Raw genomic sequence first — 22,592 nt, 5'->3', positions numbered from 1 at the left:
TCCCCAAGCCGGCTTTTGTTTTTAGTATTTCATGATGAAGTCGATCAGGTTGTCGTCGTGATCCATTCCCATTTTCTTCCGCAGCCGATAGCGGTGGTTTTCCACTCCGCGAACAGAAATTCCCAACAAGGGAGCAATCTCCTTCGACGAAAGGTTCATACGAATGTAGGCACAGAGGCGTAAATCTTTGTTCGTCAGGTCCGGGTAATCCTCTTTCAGTTTTTTCAGAAACTGTTCGTGGGCCCGCTCAAAGTTGGTTTCAAAAATACTCCAGTCGTCGTGGCTGTCAATGTTCTTATCTATCTTATTGATGAGATTTGTGTAATATTTGTCCGGATACCTGGAGCCGAGTTGTTCTTTTTGGTCAGTCACAGCGGCTTTAAGATCCATCAGGAACTCATTCTTTTTAATAATCGCCATCGTTGAGTTGGCCAGTTCTTTACTCTTGTAAGCAACTTCTGAGTTTAGCTTCTCGTTTCGCAACTCTACCAGTTCTTTTTCACGCCGGTCGTGCTCCAGCTGCTCCTTGCGTTTAATCTTCCGAACACCCCATGCACGGAATAAAATCAAAAGCGATAATGTGAACAGGATGAATACAACCCGAGCCACCAACGATTTGTACCAAGGAGGAAGAATCTCGATGGATAGCAGTTGCTCCTGGCTTTCGCTTCCCCAAATATCAACCGCTTTTACTTTCAACTCGTACATTCCAGGGGGAAGGCGATCGAAGCGAAAAACCGGGTTTGTTGTTTTCTCAGACCACTGCTGGCTAATTCCTTGTAAATAGGATTGATAATAAATCGGCTCGTTGGTGTAATGTGGAAAAGAGAATTTGAAGCGTAGATTATTGTAAGGATTTTTTACACGTAGAAATTTGTTGGTCGGCAAGGTGAAAATCATCTTGTCCTTGTTGTTCGATAACTGGATCTCTCGTAGTTTGGGATGATAGTAGTTGATTGTCGGATTCTCGTCAACCACTGACGCATCGAGCCAGGCAATTCCGTTTTCGAGGCAAACAATCGCTTTGGTATCCGTAATTGGGTAAATATTCTCGTATTCATCAATCGGCGGATTCGACTCAAAAATGAGGTTAGGGTATGTTCGGATAAGTTCAACGCTGTCATTCTGGATTTTAAACAGAGCAAACGAGTCGTTGGTGATAAACCAGTAATGATGATTCGGAGCCTGGATAATTCGATGTGCTATTTTGTATTTCCCAAGGTGCTGGTTCAGAAAGTCGTAAGGAATGATCGTGTCATTGATGTCGACGTAGGTGTAAAGTTTTTCTTTGGTTGTAAACACAATTCGGTTTTCAACATTGAAAACATGTAAGGAGTGATCTTTTCCAAACAGCGAATTTTCGCCGAAATATTCCCTGCTCACCACTTTCCTGCGGCTATCGTCGAGCAGCATTTTATACACGCCGCGGTGCATGTGGCTGGCCCAGATGTTGCCGTAATGGTCAATCTCCAGGTAGCGGATCAGGTCGTTGAAGTTGGCAATGTAGTTCCGGTATTGGTATTCGCCGTCTTTTTTCTCGAAAACGATCAGGTTCGAATAAGTTGATTGGATGAGCAGGTTGGGATTCTGTGTGTCTTGCCGAATAGAAAAGCCACCCGAGTGCCGGGTGATGAATTTCGACTCAGTTGGCGTTATCAAGAAGGTTCCTTGGTTGTGCCCAACCAGCAGTTGGTTATCAATTACTTTGATGTCCCAGATTTGGCTTTGTGTTTCGGGAACCAGTTCAAACGGGGCTTGAGGGCTGTTTAGTTTCCGGTGGAAAAGCCCCTGATTAGTCCCGAGGTAAAGTTGGTCGTTATAGATCGCGGCGGTGTAAACTGCTCCCACATTCGGTATACTTTCGATTTCAATTCCCGCCATCTCTGAAGATGAAATCACGCTGACGCCGCGATCCAGTGCCAACCAGATATTATTGAACTGGTCGGTCGAGATTCCCAGTACGGTGTTGTTTTGAAGCCCGTTTTCAGTATTGTACTTTTTCTTGAAATTTCCACTGGCATCAAAAACGACAATCCCATCGAGTATTGTACCAAAAATGAAATCTCCTTCCGGTGAAATGTAGCCGCGATTCAGTTCTTTCTCTTTAAAATAGTTTGTCCAGGTTGGGAGCCACTCTTTTAGGTCTTTACCATCGAATGCAAAAATTCCGTTTGAGGCAGTGCCGATCAAGATCGTTTTGTCATCCAGGGACAAAATGAATCGCACTGTTTTACCGGTAAAGAAGTCGGTTTTTAAAAAAGGGCTGACCGTATTTCCGCTGATCTTGTAGATTCCCATATCGCGTTCAGCAAGAAAGAGATTCCCATTTATGTTTTGCATGGTGTTGGTAAACGCAGCCAATCCGATTCGTTTGATTGAATCATTTTGGTAGACCAGTAGCCGGGTGAATGCATGGAAATAAACTTTCTGATCAATAACGCTGATGTTCCAGAATTCGTCGTTGTCCTCAATGTAATTTTGTGCTTTTGCTGTCAGCGAGTGATATTGTAAACGGCCCAGTTTATCCCGAACCCAGTAGCCCAATTCCCGGTATCCGCTCGTGTATATCGAGTCGTTGGTTACTGCGTAGACTGATCGCAGTATTGTTTCATTTGGCAGACGGTGTAGTTGCCAGTTCGTACCATCAAATTCGAGCAGACCATTGTGGTTGGCAAAAAACATCATTCCGTCGGTACCGCGACTCACTGCCCAGTTTTGGCTCGCAGCCCGGTAGTCCATTCTGGTGAAATTTTGGACAGCCTTATCGTGGATGATTGCCCAAGCCGGATTGGAAAGGGCAATGAATAAAGTCAGAAGTGTTGCTTGTATGACAATTTTACGAGGCATTCGAGTCGTTTTTAGATGGAGTAATCAAACCTTTTCAACCAAAGTTCAGTTTCAGAACACTGCTTTTTGCACAATTAAAAATAGATTCAAATAGCTTAAAATGGGTCTTCTGCAGAATGTGTTGTATAACCTATCATTGATTTATTACATATTTTAGAAAATAATCGTGTTTTAACTTGTTGATATTTAGGGATCTATTTTTGTGTTTGTTATTGGTGGCGTAGTTGGGATGAGGTGGTGTTTGCACTTCATCATCATGGGAGAAGCAGTGGTGTATTTGAAAAATTCACGAAAACAGTTCGGCCTGTTAATTTTAATTTCCAAACTGATTCAAAAATTTAATCTTATGAAAAAACTAATGATTCTGCTCTGCCTGAGCTTTGCAGTTGCTTGGTCTTATGCTCAACAGGAGCGGACCGTAACAGGTAAAGTAATTCAGGCTTCCGACAGTAAACCAATTCCCGGAGTTAGTGTCGTTGTGAAAGGAACTACAATTGGAACGATAACTAATTTCGATGGAGACTATTCCATCAAGGTTTCTGCAAATGCCACCCTATTATTCAGTTTTGTTGGAATGAACAGCCAGGAGATAGCGGTTGGGGGACAATCTGTAATCAATGTATCATTAACGGAATCGACCGAATTTGTGGATGAAGTCGTTGTCGTTGGATACGGTGAGTTGAAAGTGAAAGACCTCACATCCTCGATCACAACTATAAAATCGGACGAATTGGTAAAGACACCTGCCGGACAAACCATGCAGGCCCTTCAGGGAAAAGTTGCCGGTGTTCAGATTGTCAGTGCCGGTGCTCCCGGTGGCGAGCCAACGGTGCGGATTCGCGGGGTTGGATCTTTCCCGAGTAGCAGTAATTCCAATCCGCTTTATGTCGTCGACGGCATGTACTTCGATAATATTGATTTCCTGAACCCGTCGGATATTGAAACACTTTCAGTATTGAAGGACGCCTCAGCTTCGGCTATTTATGGTGTTCGTGCGGCTAACGGTGTTGTGCTGATCACCACAAAACAAGGTTCTCGAAACTCAAAAACAACAATTACTTACGAAGGCTACATTGGGGTTCAGGTGCCTCAAAATGTCATGAAGATGGCAAATGCTGCTCAGTTTGTTGACTACGTCAATCAGACCGGAGCATCCGCCGATATTAGTTTTGTTGAAAATGCCATGCAGCGTTACGGTCGTAGTCGCGTCAATCCGAACATCCCGGATGTAAATACCGACTGGTATGCACAAATCATGAAATCTCATGCTCTGCAGCAAAACCATTCCTTGACGGTTCTTGGTGGAAATGACAAAACCAACTACTCCGTCGGCATCAGTTACTTCGACCAGGAAGGCCTTTTGGAAACAGAGAATTCCTACAAAAGGATGAATATCCGTTCCAAAATTGACCACCAGGCAAATAATTGGCTGAAGATTGGCGCTAATTTCAATGTCAGCAACGGAATCCGGTACATTGGTAACGATGATGCCTGGTTTAGTGCTTATCACGCGGTGCCTATTTTGCCAGTTCACGATCAGGAAAACTACGACGAATTGGTTGCAGCCGGAATCAGCTATCCAAGTGACTATTCCAGCGCTCAGTTGTTGGGCTACCGTGGTTCTCAAAACCCATTCCTGAATTTGGCTTTCAATAACAACCGCCAGGATATTCGGAAGGTGCTTACCGGGATTTATGCGGAAGTGGATCTGGTACCCGGAAAATTGAAATTCAAAACGAATTACAATAGTTCGATGATGTTTGTGAAGGCTCGCGAAGTGAACTTACCTTACTACATTACCAATTCCACAAACGTAGCGTTGTCAAACATTTCATCTTCACGGACTACTGAGGTCAATCAATTTATTGACAATACGCTGACTTACAATGATAATTTCGGCAAGCACAACTTGTCGGCGATGGTCGGAACTTCCTATCGCGATGAGTGGTACGATTACCTCTACGGTTATGCAGAAGATATTCCGTTGAATGAAAATTCGTGGTATATCGGCCAGTCTCAGTCGGAAACATCCAAGCAAGTTGACGACAATGCAGAGCGCATTTATGGACTGTCGTACTTTGGACGGGTGTCGTACAATTACGATAGTCGCTACATCGCTTACTTCACGTTTCGTCGCGAAGGTACTTCCAAGTACCAGGAAAAATGGGGCAATTTCCCGGCCTTCGGTTTAGGTTGGGTGATTTCCGAAGAAGATTTCTTTGACGGAGTAACCTTTGTGAACTACCTGAAGTTGCGTGGTGGTTGGGGTAAACTGGGTAACGACAAAATTGCCCGTCAGGATGGTGCAAATACCACGAACCCGGTCTACTTAGCGATTGACGACACCCAGGTGAACGGAACCACTACGACCAGTACTTTTGGCTACCTCGGTTGGGAAACCGTGAAAGGAACCAATGGTGGTATCACTGCCCAGTTGTTTGACAACCGTTTAAGTATTGAAGCTGACTACTACGTTCGTGATACCGAAAATGCAGCGATCCCGGTTAGCTTGAAACTGCAGTCGGGTAGTGTGTTGCGGAATGTTGGTACCATTCGGAACTCCGGTTTTGAGTTGGCTGCTTCCTGGAGTAGCGAAACAGCCTCAGGTCTAAAATATTCGTTCGGTGGTAACATTGCGACGTTGAAAAACGAGGTGCGCGACCTTTACGGTCAGACCTACATTAATGGTGGATCGGCAGAGTTTCGGCAGCGCTCACAAATTGGCGAACCACTGTTGTCATTCTATGGCTATGAAGTTGCCGGAGTGTATCAGAACGATACGGAAATTGCCAATGATCCGGTTGCTGTAGCAAACAGCCTCGTTCCCGGTGATTTGAAATTCAAAGATCAGAACAACGACGATGCCATCGATGACAATGACAAAGTGTTCCTGGGATCTTACATTCCAACTTTCACTTACGGTGGTTTTGTCGGACTTTCCTATAAAAATATCGAGTTCTCTATGAACATCATGGGGCAAACCGGCAACAAAATCCTGAACCGGAAAAGAGGTGAGATCATTTGGACCAATGACACGAATATCGATGCTGATTTAGCGACCGGTTTGTGGAATGGTGAGGGAACTTCGAATAAGTATCCTTCAGCTTCCGGCCTCAGACGCGGATGGAACCAGAATTTTAGTGATTACCTGGTTGAAGACGGTGCTTTCTTCCGGATTCAAAACGTTCAGGTTGCTTACAATATAAAAGGTGAAGAGCTATTGGGCAAGGGGATGCCTGATGCAAAAATCTACTTCACAGCTGAGAGACCGCTGACTTCATTTAAATACAATGGCTTTAACCCGGAAGTTCCCGACGGAATCGACCGTCAGTTCTACCCGGTTCCGGCAGTGTACACCTTGGGTCTTAATCTTAAATTCTAAATTCCACAAAGATGAAACGATTTCAAATTATAAAATACTATATGCCCATCGTTTTGGGTGGGATATTGATGTTGTCGGTGATTGGTTGTACCGATAAACTGGATGAACCTTTCGAAGATGAAGCATTTACCAGTGATGTGGACTACACCATTGGTGAGGACATGATTAAGCCCTTGCTGGGTGCTTATTCTGCACTATACACCCGTGCCTGGGAAGAACCGCTGACGCTGGGAATTCGTGGCGACGATGTTAATGCTGCGGGCGACCAGGTGCCCATGCAGGAACAAGATGCATTCAATTATCTGGGCAGCCAGTGGAACCTTAATTCCGTTTGGCAATTGCACTACAACGATATCGTAACCATGTTCACGGCGATGGAGGAGATTGAAAAGTATCGGCCTGCAGCTGCAAACGACGCCTTGGCCGATCAGTACATTGCCGAGTGTCGCGTAATCCGCGCTTTTCTGTACCTGAACGTGGCGCGTGCTTTTGGCGGATGTATCGTGATTGACCAGCTGGATAATATCCAGAGCACTCCGTTGAGTAATAAGGATGAAGTGATGCAATACATTGTTGACGAAACAACTGCTGCTATAGCTGATCTGCCGGATGTAGCTCCAAATAAAAGAACGGACATTCCCGGCGGAATAACGCAATACACAGCTTATGCTGTAATGGCTCTCGCTTACCAGGAAATGGAAGATTACCAGGGCGTAGTGGATGCTACATCGCAAATTATCAGCTCCGGTGAGTTTGAATTGTCTTCAGACTTTTACCACCTGTTTAAAACGGCTGGTAAGCTCGCCGACGAGAATATTCTCGAGTTCCAGTATTCGGACTTTAATCAAGGTGAAGGAGACCGCACTTCGTTTCTGTTTGCGCCGTTCGGTATCGGGGGGTGGACTCCGGTTGTAACAGGAGCCGGCTCCGGTTGGGGTTTCTACGAACCAACAATGAAATACATCGAATTCATGCTTGATCGTGGTGAGACTGTTCGCCTGGAAACCAGCGTTGTATTTACTCCTGACGGAATCACGGAGCTGGAGGAGGATTACGGAACAATTCCGTCCTGGATTACTAATGCCAATCGCGAAGGGGACGTTTTCAACAACAATGCCCGCTTGAAATTTGCCAGCGGTAAGCACTTCCTGCCCTCTACCGAGTTGATATCAGGTCGCTTGTCGTTCGGCAGTAACAAGAACTTTATTGTCATCCGTTATGCCGAAATGTTGCTGATGTATGCCGAAGCATTGACTCGTGGTTCCACAAGCAGCATATCGATGACTGCGGCAGATGCGGTTAATTTGGTTCGCACACGTGCCGGATTGAGTGCTCTCGGAACGGTGACAACAGACGATGTGCTGGATGAAAAGTTCGCTGAATTGGCGATGGAATGGGGAACCCGCTTTTACGATATGATTCGCACCGAAAATACCTCGGAGCTAAGTCACGAAGGGAAAACCTTTACGATGGATAAAGCCTATTATCCGTTCCCTGCCGATCAGGTTTCTGAATTACCACAGTTGGAAGATGGAATCAATTAAAACTAACGGACATGAAGAATTATAACAGACTAATTATATTGGCGTTGAGTTTATTCATGCTCAATGCTTGCGATCAAAATTATATTGACGGGATTTCAGCTGTGGATCCGGGAACAGATGCTTCTGCTCCGGTGGTAACGGTAAACTTCCCGCCCGAAGGCTACGAACTTCAGACCAATGATGCCGTGGCATCAATCGACATCGACCTGGAAGTACGCGATGATATCGAAATTGAATCCATTGTATTGCAGATGGATGGCTCAGAAATAGCGAGTTTTACGGAGTTTAAGGATTACCGCGTAGCCATGGAAGAATACACGTACGATAATGTGACTACCGGTTCGCATATACTCTCGGTTGTAGCAACCGATACCGATGATAACATCACCACAAAGAATGTGAACTTTACGAAAGCACCTCCTTACGTGCCTAAATACGACGGCGAAATTTTCTACATGCCGTTCAACAACGAATACAAAGACATGGTGAGTTTGAGCGACGCTACGGCGGTCGGATCACCGGGTTTCGGTTCCGGTATACAAAGCGGAACAGGCTACGAGGGAGCGACAGATTCATATCTGACCTTCCCATCAGCCGGACTTACGACCGGGCAGGAGTTCAGTGCGAGTTTCTGGTTGAAGATAGATGCGACTGATACACGTGCTGGTATTTTGTCAATCTCTCCGGCCAGTCCGACCAGCCCGTCCGATAAACCAAGCGGATTTGGATTTATTCGCGAAGGATCTGCAACCAGTCAGAAGTTCATTCTACTTGTGGGCAATGGTACCAATGCATCCTGGTTTAACCCCGGAACACCAGCAACAATTGATCCGACAGTGCAAAATGGATGGATTCACTTTGCCATTTCGATTTCTGCAACTGAAGTAGCCTTCTATATGGATGGTGTGCAGGTTAGTCAGGGAGCGTTCACCGGTATCGATTGGTCTGATGTCGGAGATTTGTCGATCATGTCGGGTGACCCGAACTTCTCCGGTTGGAGTCACAAAGCGGAGCAAGGTGGCATGGATGAGTTGAGGTTGTTCAACAAAGCGTTGACCCAGGAAGAAGTGCAAACAATCATGCTGAAAGAGCAGGCCAGTTTCTATATGGACTTCAACGGGGATTTTAAAGAAACATTAACCGGTGACGACGCCACTGAAGTTGGCAGCCCGGGCTTTGCTTATGGTGAAGGTGTGAGTGGCGATGCCTATCAGGGCTCTACTGATTCGTACCTGACTTTCCCGTCGGCTGATTTGGCAACAGGACAGGAATTTAGTACAAGTTTTTGGTTGAAAATAGATGCTTCAGACACTCGTGCTGGTATCCTTTCTATCTCACCGGCCGACCCAACCAGCCCATCTGATAAACCGAGTGGTTTCGGTTTTATTCGGGAAGGATCGGCGACCAGCCAAAAATTCATCCTTTTGGTCGGAAACGGAACGAATGCATCCTGGTTTAACCCGGGGACACCGGCAACAATTGATCCGACAGTACAAACAGATTGGATTCACTTCGCGATATCGATTTCTGCAACTGAAGTGGCATTCTACATGGACGGAGTTCAGGTAAGCCAGGGAGCGTTTACCGGCATCGACTGGACCGACGTTGGAGATTTGTCCATCATGTCGGGCGATCCAAACTTCTCCGGATGGAGCCACAAGACGGAGAAAGGGCAAATGGATGAGCTTTACTTTTTCCACAAGGCCCTTACAGCTGACGAAGTCACTTTGCTGATGCAAGACGGTATGTAACCTAAGCCAGCTTTCATAAATAGTTTTCAAAGTCCCGCTGTTTTGATGCAGCGGGACATTTATCCCAATCACAAAAGTTAGTCTGAACTGATGCGATATCCCTTTTTGTTTTTCCTGGTTGCAGCGATCCTTTTTAGTTCTTGTGGTAAAGGCGACGACGGATCTGAACCGACTCCTGAGCAGTTGGCAATCACATACGTGTATGTTGGCGATGTGGCGTTGAGTGCCGGTGCAACAACGGAGAATGTTCCGTTGGAAGATCCGGTTGAAATTCGTTTCGACAAAGTATTGGATGTAGCTTCAGCCGAAAGTAATATTTCGCTGCTTGATGAAGCCAATCAACCGTTGACGGCGACTTTTTCGTTTTTCAGTCAAAACCAGCTGGTGAAAATTGCGCATCCGGCGTTTAGCGAAGGAGCCTCTTATTCCATACGGATTTCGGAAAATCTGAAGGGAGCGGATGGCGAAACCTTTGCCGGACAGACTTACCGTTTTAAAGCCTTGATTCCGCCGCTAACAGTGGAGCAGATTTCAATCGACGATGTGGTCGTTAATCCCTTAAATCGTATCAAGGAAATCGGGCGAACACCGCAGCTTAAACTGAATTTCAATACGGCGATCAGTAAAGACGATGTGATGCCTTACGCATCTTTTAAAGCGGGCACTTCGGCTGTTGGATTTACGCTGAGCCAGGTTGATGAAAATACAATTGCAGTTGACGCGAGTGCAACACTGGATGGGTTTGCCAAATACAGTTTTGCAATTTCTTCGTCCATAGAAGATCGCATTGGGAAACCTTTCGATGGTTTGGATCTGGATTTTTACACAGAAGTTGATCTGACACCGAAATTTCCAACGATCAGCGATGACGAATTGCTGACCCTTGTTCAGCAGCAAACATTCCGGTATTTCTGGGATTTTGGTCACCCGGTAAGTGGTTTGGCTCGCGAGCGCAACACATCCAACGAAACAGTCACTTCGGGCGGGTCGGGTTTTGGGGTGATGGCGATTTTGGTGGGCATCGAACGTGGATTTATCACCCGCAGCGAGGGGGTTGAACGATTGCAAACAATCGTCGATTTTCTGGCAAATGCTGATCGTTTTCACGGAGCCTGGTCGCACTGGCTAAACGGCACAACCGGAAAGGCATTACCCTTCAGTACAAAAGACAATGGCGGCGATTTGGTCGAAACTTCGTACATGGCTGCCGGGTTGCTGGCTGCCCGTCAATACCTGAGTTCGGGAAATGCAACCGAGAGTGCATTGAAAACAAAAATCAATGAACTCTGGGACGCCATCGAATGGGATTGGTACACGCAAGGCGGACAAAATGTGCTTTACTGGCACTGGTCTCCCGATTATGCATGGGACATGAACATGAAGATTCAGGGTTACAACGAAGCGTTGATCACCTACATTATGGCTGCTTCTTCGGAAACGCATACCATTGCAGCTGACGTTTATCACCAGGGCTGGGCGAAAAGCGGTGCTATTGCGAATGGCAACGAATTTTATGGATTGACGCTGCCGCTCGGAAGCGATTATGGTGGCCCCTTGTTCTTTGCTCACTATTCGTTTTTGGGGATTGATCCGCGGCAGTTGGTTGATCAATACGCCAACTACTGGGACCAGACTCGCAATCACAGCCTGATCAATCAGGCCTATTGTGTGGCGAATCCAAAGAATTTCGTGAGCTACAGCGATGCCTGCTGGGGATTGACAGCCAGTGATAACCAGGATGGCTATTCGGCTCATTCGCCTACGAATGATTTGGGAGTCATTACACCGACTGCAGCCATTTCGTCCATCCCGTACACGCCGGAGGAGTCGATGCAGGCGCTTCGTTTCTTCTACTACCAACTGGGAGATCGTCTCTGGGGAGATTATGGTTTCTACGACGCGTTTAATGTAACCGAAAGCTGGACGGCCAGCTCGTACCTGGCCATCGATCAGGGACCGATCATTGTGATGATTGAAAATTACCGCTCGGGCTTGATTTGGGACTTGCTCATGTCCTGTCCGGAGGTGAAAGCTGGATTAACCAAGCTTGGTTTTACCTATTGATACATGAAAAAAATGAAAAATATACTCATACCTCTTCTTGTAATTACGATCGGATTCTGGGGCTGTAATGCACCGAAAAAGCCGTCGCCTGAAATTGCAGGCCAGGAGGAACAAGCACTGGAAGATTCACTGTTGAATTTGGTACAGTACCAAACCTTCCGGTATTTCTGGGATGGAGCGGAGCCAAGCTCGGGCATGGCTCGTGAGCGCATCCATCTCGATAATGTCTATCCGCAAGATGACCGGGACATCGTCACCCTGGGTGGATCCGGTTTTGGTGTGATGGCCATTTTAGTAGGTGTTGAAAGAGGCTTCATTAGCCGGGAGCAAGCTTTGCTGCGCTTGCAGCAAATTGTGGACTACCTGGGGCGAGCCGATCGTTTTCGCGGGGCCTGGCCGCATTGGCTCGACGGTCCAACCGGAAAGGTGAAGCCGTTTAGCACGAAGGATGATGGCGGCGATTTGGTTGAAACTGCTTTCATGATTGAGGGGTTGCTCACGGTGGCAGAATATTTTAAAAACGGCAACGAAGCCGAGCAAAAATTGGTGAGTGATATTCAGCAGTTGTGGCAGGAAGTTGACTGGCAGTGGTACACCAAGGGCGAAGATGTGTTGTACTGGCACTGGTCGCCTGATTATGGGTGGGAGATGAACTTCCCGGTTGGCGGTTATAACGAGTGTATGATCATGTACATTTTGGCAGCGGCATCGCCTACCCACGGTGTGGAGCCGGCGGTTTACGACAAAGGCTGGGCGCTTGATGGTGCAATTGCCAAGGACACTGTCTACTATGGGCTGCCAACGGTTCTCAACTTTTACGAGCATTCCGACGATCCGACCGGGCCGCTCTTTTGGGCGCACTATTCCTATTTAGGTTTAAACCCGAAAGGATTAAAAGACAAGTACGGTGACTATTGGCAGCTGAATGTCAATCACGCGCTCATCCATTACAAATATGCGGTTGATAACCCCAAGCATTATGCGGGTTATGGCGAAAAACAGTGGGGATTTACGTCCAGCTATTCAATGAACGGTTATGCCGGGCACCGACCGGGGGAGATGGATCTCGGTGTCATCTCGCCAACGGCGGCATTGTCGTCCTTCCCCTACACTCCAAAGGAGTCGATGCAGTTTCTCAAATACTTGTATCTGGTGGCTGACTCGTTGGTCGGAGAATATGGGCCATACGACGCCTATAGCCAGGAACATCATTGGTACTTGCCGCGCTATTTGGCGATTGATCAGGGGCCGATTCCGGTGATGATTGAGAACTACAGAAGTGGTTTGCTGTGGAAACTGTTCATGCAAAACACAGATGTACAAAACGGATTGGCGAAACTCGGTTTCAATTATCCGGGTGAATAACCGAACTCAAATTACGATGAAATACGATTAAACAAATAAACCGAATACGATATGAACACAATTAATGGGCGTTGTTTTCGATCAGGTGAAAGGAATTCGAGTCCGATAAAATCGGGTTGGTTGAGGCAGTTGGCGTTTGTCGCGATTTTGCTCATCGGAGCTGCTTGTGCTACTGAATCAGCCAAAAAAACGGGCGACATGGACAAGAAGGTGAATCAGCTGATGTCACAAATGACCTTGGAGGAGAAGCTGGGACAATTGAATTTGCCGGGCGCTGGAGACATCACAACAGGGCAGGCTTCCAATTCCGACATTGCAGGAAAGATTAAAGCCGGTTCGGTTGGCGGGCTTTTCAATATAAAAACAGCAGAGAAGATTCGCGATGTGCAACGTATTGCCATTGAGGAAAGCCGGTTGAAAATACCTCTGATTTTCGGAATGGATGTCATCCACGGCTATAAAACAGTGTTCCCAATTCCGTTGGCATTGTCGTGTACCTGGAACATGGACGCCATTGAGACGGTTGCCCGGATTTCGGCGGTTGAAGCAAGTGCCGACGGCATCTGCTGGACCTTTTCACCAATGGTAGATATTTCGCGTGACCCGCGCTGGGGACGTGTCGCGGAGGGCGGAGGTGAAGATCCGTACCTGGGCGCTCAAATTGCAAGGGCGATGGTGAAAGGCTATCAGGGCGATGACCTTTCGGCCAGCACCACGATCATGGCTTGTGTGAAGCATTTCGCGTTGTATGGTGCAGCTGAAGCCGGGCGCGATTACAACACCACCGACATGAGTCACATTCGCATGTATAACGAATATTTTTTACCCTATCACGCAGCCATTGAGGCCGGTGTCGGTAGCGTAATGACTTCGTTTAACGAAGTTGACGGAATCCCGGCCAGTGCGAGCAAATGGTTGATGACAGACGTATTGCGCGATCAATGGGGATTTGACGGATTTGTCGTGACCGACTACACGGCCATTAACGAAATGATTGATCACGGCTTGGGTGATTTGAAGACTGTTTCAGCCCTGTCGTTGAAGGCAGGAGTCGACATGGACATGGTGGGCGAAGGTTTCCTGACTACCCTGGCAAGTTCGCTGGATGATCATTCGGTGACGATAAATGAAATTGATGCCGCCTGTCGGCGGATATTGGAAGCCAAATACAAGCTGGGATTGTTTGACGATCCGTATCGTTATTGCGATCTCAGCCGTCCTGCAAAAGATATATTTACACCAGAACATCGCAAGCTTGCCCGCGAAATAGCGACCGAAAGTTTCGTGCTGCTGAAAAATGATAACCAGCTTCTTCCGCTTCAAAAAGGAGGAACGATAGCATTGATTGGGCCGTTGGCCGACAACCGGTTGAACATGCCTGGAACATGGAGCGTGGCAGCCGATTTCGATCAATCCGTTTCGGTACTGGATGGTATCCGGAACGTTGCCGGTGACCAGGTGAACATTGTTTATGCAAAAGGGGCCAATGTGCTGCCGGATTCAATTGCCGAGTCGCGCGTGGCCATTTTTGGGAAACCCACCTATTGGGACACGCGCAGCAATGAAGCGATGATTCGTGAGGCTGTCGCTGCAGCTCAGAAATCGGATGTGGTGGTTGCTGCTTTGGGGGAAGCAGCCGAAATGAGCGGAGAGTGCTCTTCGCGCTCCGATATTAATTTGCCAGAAAACCAGCAAGCGTTGTTAAAAGCATTGCTGAAAACCGGAAAGCCGGTTGTGTTGGTTTTGTTTACCGGTCGGCCATTGGCATTGAGTTGGGAGAACGAAAATGTTCCGGCTATTCTGAATGTTTGGTTTGGCGGTACCGAAGCGGGCAATGCCATTGCCGACGTTCTTTTTGGCGATGTGAATCCATCGGGCAAACTGAGTGCTACTTTCCCGCAAAACCTGGGGCAGGTTCCGATTTACTACAATCACAAAAATACCGGACGCCCTCTACCCGAAGGAGCCTGGTTTCAGAAATTCCGCTCCAATTACCTCGATGTGTCCAACGATCCGTTGTACCCGTTTGGCTTCGGCTTGAGCTACACCAGTTTCAACTATGGCGAGCTGAAATTGAGCAGTGCTGAACTGAAAGGCGATCAAAAGTTACTGGTTTCAATCCCGGTGACTAACACTGGAAAAGTAGACGGCAAAGAGGTCGTTCAACTTTACATTCGCGATTTGGTGGGAACGGTTACCCGACCTGTGAAAGAGCTGAAAGCTTTCCAAAAGATTAGCTTGAAAGCGGGGGAGACGCAAACAGTTGAATTTGAAATTACGCCGGAAGATCTGAAATTTTATAATTCTGAATTGAACTATGATTGGGAAACCGGGGAGTTTGACGTGATGGTCGGCGGTAATTCGCGCGATGTTCAGACTTCCCGGATCAATTGGGAAAAATAAACGTTCAACCGGAATACAGAATTACAAAACCAATGAAACACAAAAAATTGTTGAAGCTGAGTCTGTTTGTCGTTATCATGATGGCCAGTCAAATAGGTTGGGGGCAATCCATGCGAATGGATACCTACTGTAACCCGTTGAATGTTGATTACACCTACATGATTTATAATTCCAACAAGGATCTTTCCTATCGTTCGGGTGCCGATCCGGCGGTGGTTGAGTTTCGCGGCGAGTATTACATGTTTGTGACCCGCTCGCTCGGCTACTGGCATTCGGCCGATTTGCAGAACTGGGAATTCATCACGCCTGAGCATTGGTATTTTCAGGGCTCGAATGCACCTGCTGCTCATAATTACAAGGACTCGGTGTTGTATGTTGCGGGCGATCCTTCGGGATCGATGAGTGTGTTGTACACCGACGATCCGAAAAAAGGCGATTGGAAGATTGTTCCCGCGATCCTGAATAACCTGCAGGATCCGGATCTGTTTATCGACGACGACGGTAAAGCGTACATGTTTTGGGGATCGTCCAATACTTATCCGATTCGTGCTGTTGAGCTGAACCGGGAAAAGCGCTTCATCGCCAGTGATGAGATTGTTGAGCTTTTCAATCTCGATGGTGAGAAACATGGTTGGGAACGCTTCGGCGAGAATCATTCGGATACTGTTTTGGGTGGTTACATGGAAGGCCCCTGGCTGACCAAACACGCGGGCAAGTATTACATGCAATATGCCGCGCCGGGCACCGAGTTCAATGTTTATGGCGATGGCGTTTATATTGCCGATCATCCATTGGGGCCGTATCATTACCAGGAGCACAACCCGGTTTCGTACAAGCCCGGTGGTTTTATGAATGGTGCCGGCCATGGTAGCACGGTAGTTGGTCCGGGCGGACAATACTGGCATTTTGCATCCATGGCTTTGTCTGTCAACGTGAACTGGGAGCGCCGGCTGTGTATGTATCCGCTCGGTTTTGATGACGACGGCATCATGTATTGCGATACCCGCTTTGGCGATTATCCACGTTATGCGCCGGCCGTGCCCGGTAAAAAGGGCGAATTTCGGGGCTGGATGTTGCTTTCGTACAAAAAGCCGGTTCGTGGTTCTTCGGAAGTTGACGATCACAAGGTGCAAAATATCACCGATGAAAATGTGAAATCATTTTGGTTGGCTGAAGCCAACAACGACCAGCAGTGGCTCGAAATCGATTTGGGATCCGAGCAAACAGTCTGTGCTGTGCAAGTCAATTACTTTGATTACAAATCGGATTTGTATGGTAAAATTCCGGGCTTGAAACATCAGTATCAGATACTCGGATCAACCGATGCGCAAAACTGGACGCCGCTGGTTGATCGCAGCAACAGTTTCAAGGACACGCCGAACGATTACGTGGAGTTGGCTGTGGCAACGCAGGCGAGATACATTCGCTATGAGAATATCCATGTGCCGACGCCGAACCTGGCGATTTCCGACATTCGGGTGTTTGGAACAGGAGCAGGAAAAGCTCCGGCTAAAGTAAAACAACTGACGCTCGACCGGCATGCCGACCGTCGGGATATTTCCATTTCGTGGAGTCGGGTTGCCGGAGCGCAGGGCTACAATGTACTGTGGGGAATTGCTCCCAACAAGCTCTACAGTTCGTGGATGGTGTACGATGATGTTGAATTGCTGTTAAAAAGCCTGGGGACTGACCAAAGCTACTATTTCGCAGTGGAAGCATTTAATGAAAACGGCGTTTCTGTTTTTTCTGAAATTATCCGGATTGACTAAATTAATCTGGTAACAACTAAAAACCTAACTCATGAAATACGATCGAAATTTGGTACAGTTCATTTGGCTGGCTTTTGGGCTAGTTGTCCTTTTTTCATCTTGCGTACAGCAGGAACCGGAGCCGCAGCGCCCAAACATCCTTTTTATCATGAGCGATGATCATGCGTACCAGGCGATCAGTGCCTACAGCGACCGACTCATCGAAACACCGAACATCGATCGACTGGCGGATCAGGGGATGCTCTTTACCAATGCCTGTGTAACAAATTCGATCTGTGCGCCGTCCCGGGCGACCATTCTGACCGGAAAACACACGCACATCAATGGCAAAATCGACAACAATTTCCCGTTCGATACCACCAATGTCACGTTCCCGCAATTGTTTCACCAGGCCGGCTACCAAACTGCCATGTTTGGGAAATTGCATTTTGGCAATAGTCCGAAGGGGTTTGACGAGTTTATGATTTTGCCCGATCAGGGCGACTATTACAACCCCGAATTCATCACCAATAAAGGCGATACCACGATTATGGGCTATGTCACGGACATCATTACGGACCTCACTTTGAAATGGCTGAAAAAGGATCGAAAAGCGGATCAGCCGTTTTTGCTGATGTACCTGCATAAAGCGCCGCATCGGGAATGGATTCCCGCTCCCCGTCACTACAAAGAATTTACAAAACGCACGTTCCCCGAACCCGAAACGCTTTTCGACGATTACAGCGGGCGTGGCACTGCAGCACACACCGCAGAGATGAATTTGCTGAAACACATGACGGTTTCGGCCGATAACAAAATCTATCCCGAGGTTGCTGACGAGCTTGGAATTAAAGAGCCAAGCGAATGGGGTAAGCATGTGTTTCGCCAAAAATATGCTCGTTTAAAGCCGGAACAAAAGGCGCAATGGGATTCTGTTTACGGACCGATTAATGAGCAGTTCAAACAGAATTACCCGGCGATGAACGACAGTGATTTTATGCGATGGAAGTACCAGCGCTACATGCAGGATTACCTGGGCTGCATTGCCGCTGTTGATGAAAACGTCGGTCGGGTGCTGGACTACCTGAAAGAAAGTGGTCTGGATAAAAATACCATCGTTGTTTATACTTCTGATCAAGGTTTCTATTTAGGCGAGCACGGTTGGTTTGACAAACGTTTCATTTACGACGAGTCGTTTAAAACGCCGCTGCTTGTTCGTTGGCCTGAGCATATTGCGCCCGGTTCGCGCTCGGATGAGATGGTGCAAAATCTCGACTTTGCACAAACCTTTTTGGATGCTGCCGGAATTGAAGCGCCGGCCGATATGCAGGGCGAAAGCCTGATGCCGCTGCTAACCGGACACCCCGAACAGTGGACGCGTGATGCCGTTTATTACCAGTACTATGAATATCCGGGATTCCATATGGTGAAACGCCATTATGGAATTGTAACCAAGGAGTACAAGCTGGTACACTTTTATTACGATGTTGACGAATGGGAACTGTACGATCGCAAGAACGATCCTTTTGAATTGAAAAATGTGTACGATGATCCGGCTTATGCATCGGTGCAAAAAGAACTGCACCAAAAACTGGATGAGCTGCGACGCTATTACAAAGATTCAGATGAGTTGGATCAGTTCTATATCGAAAAGTACAAGGAGAAAGGACTGATTAAATAGCAGTTTTGTTTATTACTCCTGTTTTATTCCGTTGTGATGAGGTGAGTGTTTTTGTCGGTTTTGGCTGGAAATCAGGGCTGAATTGAAACTTCTTTTTTTTGCCAATGTAAATAGAAGTACAATTCAGTTAAAACTCTTTGGATGAAACCAGTTCCAATTCGTTTGCTGTGCGCGCTTGCCTTATTTTTTACAAGTTGTGCCACTGTTCCGGTAACCCGTGAAATAAGGAACGTTGAAGAAATCTCTTCGATGAGTTCATCCAGTTCCTACTTGAAAGCCCATATTAACGACGGCTCGGTTTACGTGCTGTACCAGTGGCGAGCCCACACCGAGGAAAGTACAATAACCGGATTCGGAAGGTATTTGGATTTAAATCGGAAAGTGATTGAGGAGCGGTTGAAGCCGAAAAAGAGTGCAACAGATGTGATTCCATTTGATATTCCGTTTGAACGCATTGCCCTGGTTGAAACAAATGATCCCGGTACGTCGATTGCCGGCGGTCTGACCTTTATGACCGGAGTGACGGCAGTGGTTGCTGTAATCTGCCTTACCAATCCCAAAGCGTGTTTTGGCTCGTGCCCAACCTTCTACGCAAGTAACGGCGATTCGCTGGTATTGATGGCAGAAGGTTTTTCGACCAGCGTATCACCATCGCTGGAGAAAAGCGATGTCGACATGCTCTATCACGCACAATCAGCAAAGAACTTTGAGCTTCTGGTGACCAACGAAGCGCTGGAGACACATTCCATTTGTTCGGCCGATATTCTCGCGTTTGAGAGGAAGGCCGGTGAACGTGTTTTTGCCACTTCCGGGGATGAATTTTATCGTTGCCGTGATCTGATCGGTCCAACGGCAGTTGCGGGAGTAACGGAGCCTGATCTTTCTGATTTTTTGGCGGCAGACGACAAAGAGTATTACAGCCTTGCTGACGGCGATAATCTGTGTTCGAAGGAAGAATTAATCATCAGCTTTGACTCTGGAAGTCCAAGCGCACAAAAGGGGCTGGTAATTGGAAAACGGCAGACATTGCTGACCACCTACCTGATGTACCAGGGCTTGGCCTACATGGGCGGTGGCGTTGGCTATTGGATGGCGGAGCAGGAAAGAAAAGGCTTTGATGCGGGCGAAAGTATTTTCAGCCTGTTGGGCGGAATTGAGGTTTATGCAGAATCGCCAGAGGGGAATTGGCAACTGTGCGATGTGATCCATGAAACGGGGCCAATTGCTACCGATTTTAATCTCGTTCTGTTACCCGACCAGCAAGCCGAAACCGTTCGGCTGAAATTGAAAATGAACAAGGGATTGTGGCGCATCGATTACTTAGCACTCGCGAATATCGAAGGGAAAGCTGAGCCTATTATTGTTGAGTCATGTCGGGTAGAAACGCTGGTCGGGCAGGAAGAGGATGCGTTAGCCCGCTTGTTGAATGACGATGAATACCTGGTGACGATGCCCGGTGATGCCTACACGATTCACTATGAATTGCCTTTTGAATCGGCGGAGATTTTTCTGCGGTCCCGTGGCTATTACCTCGAATGGATTCGCGATGAATGGGTAAAGGAGCAGAATTTTAAGAAACTGAACCTGATGGTGAACAAGCCTGAGCTGTTTTTAAAAAGGGCAGCCAAGGATTATAAGTTGGTTGAGCCAACCATGGAAGAGACTTTTTGGAACAGCCGCTATGTTAAAAATTAAACATCTAATCTGGTTTTGCCTTGTGCTGTCGCTGTGGAGTTGTAAGACAGCAGTCAATGCGCCTCGGGGCACTGTACCCCGGAGGACAGAGCTTGCCGAGAATACCTTCGGAGGGTGGATCTCTGTCAACTACCTGGTCGGCGTGAATGAATTGACAGGGGAGTTGATCGCCCTGACGCCGGAGAGTGTTTATGTGCTGACCAATACGGGGGTGGAGACGGTGTTACTTCAGGATGTGAATAAGGCACGTCTGATTTTCTATAAAACGGATGCGCAGCGATTCACAAGCTGGACGGCAGCGGGAGGATTTCTGTCCATAACGAATGGATATTTCTTTGTCTTTTCGTTTCCGTTGTGGATGATCACAGGAGCAGTAACGGTTAACGAGGAAGCGAAGCGGGTGAACTACATCGATTTTCCGGAGCAACCGTGGGCTGAATTTCGCAAGTATGCCCGGTTTCCGCAGGGGCTGAGTGCTGAGATAAGTCTGAAAGAGCTGGAGCCGCGTCTGTTTATTCTATCTGAGCCGGAACGTCAATCTCCCTATAAATCAGGGCCAGGGAAAAGATCCCGTTAGTCCCCTTGGAGGTTCCGAGACCTTCAGGCTTTAGATATGTTTAAGGACATTTGTTTAAAATAATGAAACCAAAAGACTTAAAAACAAAAAAAGCCGAAGCAATTTGCTTCGGCTTTTGATCGCGGAGAGAGAGGGATTCGAACCCCCGGACCCGTGAAGATCAACGGTTTTCAAGACCGCCGCATTCGACCACTCTGCCATCTCTCCGTGGATGTGGCGGCAAAAGTATATGAAATTTTTAAACTGCAAAAATTTGAACCCAAAAAAATCCAATATTTTCAAAAAAAAAAAAAGCCCGATTGGTTTGCATATTTAAATGTTATTTTAGAATTTTATGAAACTTAAAATTTAAGCAACCGAAAGTATTGATTTTACTGAGGTTTTGGGATGGGGCAGTTGCTTTTTAAGAAAAATAATGGTAACTATGTCAATAAACAAATAATAATAATCAGTTTATTTTTTTAACCCTAAACATGTTTTCCTATGAACAAAGCTCAATTAATTGACGCCATCGCTGAGAAAGCTGGTTTGACCAAAGCCGACTCAAAAAAAGCCCTCGATGCATTTGTTGCTGCTACCACTGATGCATTGAAAAATGGCGATCGTGTTGCCCTAATCGGATTCGGATCATTTTCTGTATCAACACGTAGTGCCAGAACTGGCAGAAACCCACAATCAGGTGCTCCAATTGAAATTCCTGAAAAGAAAGTGGTGAAATTTAAGCCAGGAGCTGAATTGGACGACGCAATCTAAGACATTTCCGATAGAAAGAGATTTGAAAGGGAGGCTTTTTAGCTTCCCTTTCTTAATTTTGTGCCATCACCAAATTGTTAGCATTTAAAATGGATTACCAACTAGTCGATTATCTCTCCGGTTTTATCACTGACGAACGCAACGAATTGTTTGAACGGATTTTAGATCAACGCACCAAATATTTAACGGTTGTTTTGGAAAATATTTACCAGCCTCAAAACGCCAGCGCCGCCATGCGGTCGGTCGATTGTTTCGGTTTGCAGGATGCGCATGTGATCGAAAACAGCAACTCGTTTGAAGTGGATCGGGAGGTGGCGATGGGAGCTACAAAATGGCTGAGCGTGAAGAGTTATAATAAAAAAGATGATAATAGTCTGGACGCCATCCGTAGCTTGCGTCAAAAAGGCTACCGCATTGTGGCAACAACACCGCACGAAGGCGACACCAACCTGGAAGACTTCGACTTGAGAAAAGGAAAAGCTGCATTTGTTTTTGGAACTGAGCTGACCGGGATTTCCGATGTGGTGAAAAATGAAGCCGACGAGTTCCTGAAAATTCCCATGCATGGTTTCACCGAAAGTTTCAACATTTCTGTTTCCGCTTCTGTTATTCTACATCACCTGACCTGGAAGATGCGGAACGATCCCGAGATCGACTGGCGACTGAGCCCGGAGGAACGGGCCGCGATTAAGCTGGAATGGTTACGCCGGACGATCAAATCTTCCGATTTAATTGAAGAAGAATATTACGCACACCAGGGCGGAGCAACTTCCAGTAAATAG

13 protein-coding genes and 1 tRNA gene are annotated in these 22,592 nt (G+C 47.0%); 12 read left to right on the top strand and 2 right to left on the bottom strand.

Going from position 1 to position 22,592, the window contains the following annotated elements; translation table 11 throughout:
- Positions 1–21: 21 nt before the first annotated feature.
- On the bottom strand, positions 22–2,847 hold the full coding sequence (locus tag BC643_RS06625) for a helix-turn-helix and ligand-binding sensor domain-containing protein (RefSeq protein ID WP_120272341.1): 2,826 nt from the start codon (positions 2,845–2,847) through the stop codon (positions 22–24).
- 346 nt (positions 2,848–3,193) lie between these two features.
- On the opposite strand from BC643_RS06625, the gene BC643_RS06620 reads away from it, so the two are divergent.
- The 10 genes from BC643_RS06620 (at position 3,194) to BC643_RS06575 (ending at position 21,057) form a co-directional block, all read left to right on the top strand.
- On the top strand, positions 3,194–6,229 hold the full coding sequence (locus BC643_RS06620; protein ID WP_120274181.1) for a SusC/RagA family TonB-linked outer membrane protein: 3,036 nt from the start codon (positions 3,194–3,196) through the stop codon (positions 6,227–6,229).
- 11 nt (positions 6,230–6,240) lie between these two features.
- The gene (locus BC643_RS06615) at positions 6,241–7,773 is read left to right on the top strand and encodes a RagB/SusD family nutrient uptake outer membrane protein (RefSeq protein ID WP_120272340.1); all 1,533 of its coding nucleotides are present in this window, start codon (positions 6,241–6,243) and stop codon (positions 7,771–7,773) included.
- A gap of 11 nt (positions 7,774–7,784) precedes the next feature.
- On the top strand, positions 7,785–9,524 hold the full coding sequence (locus BC643_RS06610; RefSeq protein WP_120272339.1) for a LamG domain-containing protein: 1,740 nt from the start codon (positions 7,785–7,787) through the stop codon (positions 9,522–9,524).
- Positions 9,525–9,614: 90 nt separating this feature from the next.
- Positions 9,615–11,588 (top strand): glucoamylase family protein, encoded by a 1,974-nt coding sequence (locus BC643_RS06605; RefSeq protein ID WP_120272338.1) that lies wholly within the window; start codon positions 9,615–9,617, stop codon positions 11,586–11,588.
- Positions 11,589–11,600: 12 nt separating this feature from the next.
- Positions 11,601–12,953, top strand: a complete 1,353-nt coding sequence (locus tag BC643_RS06600; RefSeq protein ID WP_120274180.1) for a glucoamylase family protein — start codon at positions 11,601–11,603, stop codon at positions 12,951–12,953.
- Positions 12,954–13,004: 51 nt separating this feature from the next.
- A complete protein-coding gene (gene bglX / locus BC643_RS06595; protein ID WP_120272337.1) occupies positions 13,005–15,356 on the top strand; it encodes a beta-glucosidase BglX in 2,352 nt (783 codons plus the stop codon).
- Between the two features lie 32 nt (positions 15,357–15,388).
- Positions 15,389–17,125: a family 43 glycosylhydrolase gene (locus BC643_RS06590; RefSeq protein WP_120274179.1), complete on the top strand. Its 1,737-nt coding sequence runs from the start codon at positions 15,389–15,391 to the stop codon at positions 17,123–17,125.
- Between the two features lie 31 nt (positions 17,126–17,156).
- A complete protein-coding gene (locus BC643_RS06585) occupies positions 17,157–18,785 on the top strand; it encodes a sulfatase family protein (RefSeq protein ID WP_120272336.1) in 1,629 nt (542 codons plus the stop codon).
- Positions 18,786–18,926: 141 nt separating this feature from the next.
- Positions 18,927–20,480, top strand: a complete 1,554-nt coding sequence (locus tag BC643_RS06580; protein ID WP_120272335.1) for a hypothetical protein — start codon at positions 18,927–18,929, stop codon at positions 20,478–20,480.
- Positions 20,467–21,057: a hypothetical protein gene (locus BC643_RS06575; protein ID WP_120272334.1), complete on the top strand. Its 591-nt coding sequence runs from the start codon at positions 20,467–20,469 to the stop codon at positions 21,055–21,057. Before BC643_RS06580 ends, BC643_RS06575 begins: the two co-directional genes overlap by 14 nt.
- A 122-nt stretch (positions 21,058–21,179) precedes the next feature.
- Here the strand turns inward: BC643_RS06575 and BC643_RS06570 are convergent.
- Positions 21,180–21,264, bottom strand: a tRNA-Ser gene (locus BC643_RS06570).
- Between the two features lie 276 nt (positions 21,265–21,540).
- On the opposite strand from BC643_RS06570, the gene BC643_RS06565 reads away from it, so the two are divergent.
- Entirely contained in the window at positions 21,541–21,810 is a 270-nt protein-coding gene (locus BC643_RS06565) for an HU family DNA-binding protein (protein WP_120272333.1), read from the top strand.
- Between the two features lie 89 nt (positions 21,811–21,899).
- Positions 21,900–22,592 carry a TrmH family RNA methyltransferase gene (locus BC643_RS06560; protein ID WP_120272332.1) on the top strand — a complete coding sequence of 231 codons (693 nt, stop codon included), beginning with the start codon at positions 21,900–21,902 and terminating at the stop codon, positions 22,590–22,592.

Origin of the sequence: Mangrovibacterium diazotrophicum (assembly GCF_003610535.1) — a bacterium.
Lineage (GTDB): Bacteria > Bacteroidota > Bacteroidia > Bacteroidales > Prolixibacteraceae > Mangrovibacterium > Mangrovibacterium diazotrophicum.
Note: the sequence above shows the minus strand (reverse complement) of the source record. Positions and strands in the feature narration are given on the sequence as shown.